General features: G+C 64.5%; 5 protein-coding genes. 4 read left to right on the forward strand and 1 reads right to left on the reverse strand.

Annotated elements, in window-relative coordinates:
* Nucleotides 1-277, forward strand: a 277-nt coding sequence (locus ACQY6C_RS13335; RefSeq protein ID WP_427969523.1) for an alpha/beta hydrolase family protein, incomplete at its 5' end; no start/stop codon positions are given.
* A 76-nt stretch (nt 278-353) separates the two neighbouring features.
* Nucleotides 354-1,160: an SDR family oxidoreductase gene (locus ACQY6C_RS13340; protein WP_427969525.1), complete on the forward strand. Its 807-nt coding sequence runs from the start codon at nt 354-356 to the stop codon at nt 1,158-1,160.
* Between the two features lie 46 nt (nt 1,161-1,206).
* Here ACQY6C_RS13340 and ACQY6C_RS13345 read toward each other — a convergent pair whose 3' ends face one another.
* Nucleotides 1,207-1,497 carry a 4a-hydroxytetrahydrobiopterin dehydratase gene (locus ACQY6C_RS13345; RefSeq protein WP_427969526.1) on the reverse strand — a complete coding sequence of 97 codons (291 nt, stop codon included), beginning with the start codon at nt 1,495-1,497 and terminating at the stop codon, nt 1,207-1,209.
* A gap of 47 nt (nt 1,498-1,544) precedes the next feature.
* On the opposite strand from ACQY6C_RS13345, the gene ccmA reads away from it, so the two are divergent.
* Together ccmA and ACQY6C_RS13355 are read left to right on the forward strand one after the other, a co-directional pair.
* Nucleotides 1,545-2,138, forward strand: coding sequence for a heme ABC exporter ATP-binding protein CcmA (ccmA, locus tag ACQY6C_RS13350; RefSeq protein WP_427969528.1), 594 nt, complete (start codon nt 1,545-1,547; stop codon nt 2,136-2,138).
* Nucleotides 2,135-2,788, forward strand: coding sequence for a heme exporter protein CcmB (locus ACQY6C_RS13355; protein ID WP_427969530.1), 654 nt, complete (start codon nt 2,135-2,137; stop codon nt 2,786-2,788). The genes ccmA and ACQY6C_RS13355 overlap by 4 nt, the downstream gene beginning before the upstream one ends.
* The last annotated feature ends 45 nt before the right edge of the window (nt 2,789-2,833 follow it).

The raw sequence follows: 2,833 nt of genomic DNA on the forward strand, positions 1-2,833 counted from the left end.
GAACGATCCGCGCGTCAAGCAATCGGAAAGCGACCAGATTGTCGGCGCCATGAAGCAGGCAGGCATTCCCGTCACCTACGTCCTCTATCCGGACGAAGGACATGGCTTTGCCAAGCCGGCCAACAACATCGCGTTCTTCGCGCTGGCCGAAAACTTCCTCGCGGAATGCCTTGGCGGCCGTGCCGAGGGACTGGGAGACGTGCTCGACCCGTCAAGCGCGGAGGTGGTTGAGGGGGCAGAATATGTGCTCGGTCTCGAGGAATCTCTCGTCAGCTGACATTGGTGTTAATAGCTGACAAGCGATGCGCGGCGGGCTAACCCCCGCTGCGATACTGTTTGGGAGAGATACATCAATGAGCGAACGCAGGGCGATTTTCATCACGGGTGGCGGTTCGGGGATCGGACGCGCGGTTGCGATCTATTTTGCCGAGCGCGGCTGGTTCGTCGGCCTGGCTGATGTCAACGAACTGGGCATGCAGGATACCGAAGGCCTGCTGCCCGGCGGTTTTGCCTATTCGCACAAGCTGGATGTGCGCGACCGCGCGGCATGGGACGTGGCGCTAGAAGCCTTCTCCACCGCCGCTGGCGGGCGCATCGACGTGGTCTTCAACAATGCCGGAATCGGTTCGGGGGGCGAACTCGCCACCATGGCCAAGGACGAGATCGACCGCTGCCTCGACGTCAACCTCAGGGGCGTACTCTATGGCGCGCAGGCTGCCTATCCCTACCTCAAGAAGACCGCGCCTGGCTCCGCGCTGATCAACACCGCCAGCGCCGCCGGGATCATGGGTTCGGCCAGCATGTCGGTCTATTGCGCAACCAAGTTCGGCGTGCGCGGCATTGCCGAAAGCCTCGATGCGGAATGGGCAGTTGACGGGATCAAGGTCGCATCGATCTGCCCGTCATTCATCGACACGCCTCTGCTGGACGGCACCGGCAGCCGCAATTCGAACGAACTGATCCGCGACCGCGTGACTGGCGCCGGGCTGGAAATCACGCCTGCCGTCGAAGTCGCCGAAGCGGTGTGGAAGGCCGTGCATGGCGACGACCTGCATTACCTGGTCGGCAAGACTGCGAAGAAGCTCAACTTCGCCAAGCGCTGGATGCCTGGCAAGGCGCGCAAGCAGGCACGCGGCACCTTCAAGCCGCTGGGGCAATAGGTCCCTGAGTGGCGTCGAGCCGGAGCCGAATTTCAAGAGGCCCGAATCAGACCAGCGCGTCGATCGCGCTGGCCATTGCTTCATCGCGCGCGGACAATCCGTTCGCGTCATGCGTGGTCAGCGTGATTTCGACGCGGTTGTAGACGTTGAACCATTCGGGGTGATGGTCCTGCTGCTCGGCCAGCAGCGCGACGCGATTCATGAAGCCCCAGGCCTCGCTGAAATTGGCGAATTTGAAATGCCGCTCGATCGCCTTGCCTTCGCGCGAAAGCGACCATTCGGGATGCGCGGCGAGCAGCGCATCGCGTTCGGCATCGGTCAGTTCGGGCACGGACATTCGCATCTCCTTGTGAGCGATCCACCTTTCGCCTAACGCTCCCCGCCATGCAAGCTCTTGGGCACACACGCCTCTCTGCAACCGATCTCGCCTGCCGAAGGGGCGACCGCGTGCTGTTCCGCGGGCTGTCGCTCGCGCTTGAGCCGGGCGAGGTGCTGCATGTGACCGGCGCGAACGGGATCGGCAAGTCGAGCCTGTTGCGGATTCTGGCGGGTCTGCTCACGCCATTTGCCGGAAGGGTTGAGCGCGAAGGCGCGATCGGCCTGCTTGACGAACGCCCTGCCCTCGATCCCGAACTGCCGCTGGGCGGCTCGCTCCGCTTCTGGCAACGTGTCGACGGCTGCGACGACCTCTCCGGCCCTATCGCGAAGCTGGGGCTTTCGGACCTGCTCGAGATACCGGTGCGCTATCTCTCGACCGGGCAGCGCAAACGCGCCGCGCTCGCCCGCCTGATGGGCCAGCAAGCACCGATCTGGCTGCTCGACGAGCCGCTGAGCGGGCTAGACGACCATTCGCAGATTCTGGTCGGCGAATTGATCGCCGAACACTCGGCCAAGGGTGGAATCGTCGCGATCGCCTCGCACCAGCCGGTCGGCGTAGAGCGCCTCGCTGTATTTGCATTGGCGGAGTACGCGGCATGATCTGGACGCTGCTCCGCCGCGACCTGGCGCATTTCTTCCCCTTTGCGGGAAGCGGCGGCGCCTCACTGCCGCTGCTGTTCTTCCTGGCGGTGGCGATGCTCTATCCCTTCGCCGTGGGCCCCGACCCGCAGCTCCTTGCCCGCACCGGCGGGGGAGTGGTGTGGATCGCCGCGCTGCTCGCTGCAATCCTGCCGCTTGACCGGCTGGTGTTGGGAGACATTACTCTGGGCGTGTTCGACCAGCTCAAGCTTCGCGGGCTGAGCGAAGAGCTGGCGATGGCGGTGCGGCTGCTGGCACACTGGCTCAGCTTCGGGCCGCTGCTGGTGCTGGCGACCTTCCCCGCCGCTGCGCTGCTCAATCTTGAAGGCGAGACGCTGCGCTTGCTGCTGATCGGGCTGCTGGCAGGCACGCCGGGGCTGGCAGCTATCGGGCTGATGATCGCAGCGCTCACCGCCAGCCTTCGTGCCGGTGCAGCGCTTTCAGGCCTGCTTCTGATCCCCTTGGCATTGCCGATCCTGATCTTCGGCGCGGGTGCGCTCGCCCGCGGCGATATAGCCAGCATCGGTTTTGCCGGAGCGATCAGCCTGGCGCTGGTGGCAATCGCGCCCTTTGCTGCTGGAGCAGCGATCAGGGCTGCACGGGAGGGCTGACGCCGGTCTGGAGGTCGGAAATCAACTCTCCTCTATCCCGGGTGC

The sequence above is a fragment of the Altererythrobacter sp. genome, from assembly GCF_050299635.1.
Classification (GTDB): Bacteria; Pseudomonadota; Alphaproteobacteria; order Sphingomonadales; family Sphingomonadaceae; genus Erythrobacter.